This window comes from Bacillus sp. AF62, from assembly GCF_050312695.1.
Taxonomy (GTDB): Bacteria; Bacillota; Bacilli; order Bacillales; family Bacillaceae_G; genus Bacillus_A; species Bacillus_A cereus.
Map to the genome: position 1 here is coordinate 1 of NZ_JBNPJZ010000198.1, position 1,422 is coordinate 1,422.

The following is a 1,422-nucleotide window of genomic DNA, read 5'->3' on the forward strand; positions in this document are numbered from 1 at the left end:
TACTATCATTCTTCCAGGAAAACGGGTTTCTTTATGCATTCATTTTTGGATATTTATGAGTTTTGCAACACCCTCGATAAAATAAACCGAAACACATTCTTAGAACCTCACTTTCTCATTTGGATTTTGAATATTCCGATAAATATTCCCGAATGGGTCTTGCAATATATCTTGAAACAGTGTGATATAAACTGGAATTTCTGGACTGCTTACTCCTTTTAAGTAGCGAATCAATTCTTTTTCCCTACTTTCACTACCTGCAACAAATACCAGGCGCCATATTGGTATTTCATATCCCATACCAGCATGTGTCCGATAATCTGCCTTTTTTCCTTCTTGCGTCATGAAATCGTTATAACGGATGATTTTTTTCTAATACTTCTTTTGATCCGTAAGAACGTTCCATTTCCATGAATACACCAATGTTTTTATCAATCGCTTCTTTTAATCCAATTACCGCAACCCCGTCTGGGCGTATGACACGATTTTTTCCTTTTGCATATTGGAATGTGGCCCGCGGTTCGTTAATCCATTCCTTTAGTTCCAATCTTTCTTCTCTCTTCGAGATTAATGTCATGGCACATTCAATCTTTGCTAACATTAAACTGTGATACACAAAGGATGCCGAACGTTGGGACCAACTACTTTTCCAATGTACACTCCCTCTTAATCCACAAACTATTTCTACTCCCTTTGCCGCAAGCGTATATACGTTTTGCGGTCTTCCAGATTTCCGAACCTGGTTTCTTGAAACAGGTATGGGAAGTAATTCATTTTTTAAATATTTTTCTTGTACCAAACGATTCAAACGGTAATATACTGATTTTTTCTTATGGTTCGGATATACTTTTTCTGTTATATACTCCATATCAACATAGATGTGATTGTGTATATCCATGAGTAAGTTTTGGTCTTCTTCCAATAACAACATACTGCACATAGTCTCTACTCCTTTTCCCACATATCGAAAATGCTTTTTTCTCCTTTCATAACAGCCTCCATTTCATCCTCACCCTTTGATGGTTCGATGATCGGCGTTTCTTCTGGAAGTTCTATTTCTGATTCTTTTATTTGTGTTTCTGGCTGTTTCACTTCTTGTTTTTCTTCTTTCACTTTTACTGCTTCGGTAGCTTGTTTTCGAAATGGGATAATTTGCGCTTGATGTGTGGATTCAACTGGCTTTATTTCGGAAACAGGTTCTTTCACTTCTTCATTGGAAGGTGCTTTTTCTTCTAATTCATCTAGCCCCGAAGTCACAACAGGTTCTTCTTTGGTTAAATTGACTTTTTCGGCTTGTTGATACTTGCCTTTTCCATATAGAAACTCATCAATTTCCTTGTCGATCTCTAATCCTGCTTTCCCATTTTGTTGCTCTAAAGAATGAATCTTTGCTCTGGTCCATTCATTTGATGCATGGATTTC

2 pseudogenes are annotated in these 1,422 nt (G+C 37.0%); both read right to left on the reverse strand.

The features are described from left to right. Nucleotides 1–99: 99 nt before the first annotated feature. Nucleotides 100–940: pseudogene (locus ACQRBL_RS32225) on the reverse strand (replication-relaxation family protein). Nucleotides 941–945: 5 nt separating this feature from the next. Beyond that, nucleotides 946–1,422: pseudogene (locus ACQRBL_RS32230) on the reverse strand (ATP-binding protein); the annotation flags it as partial.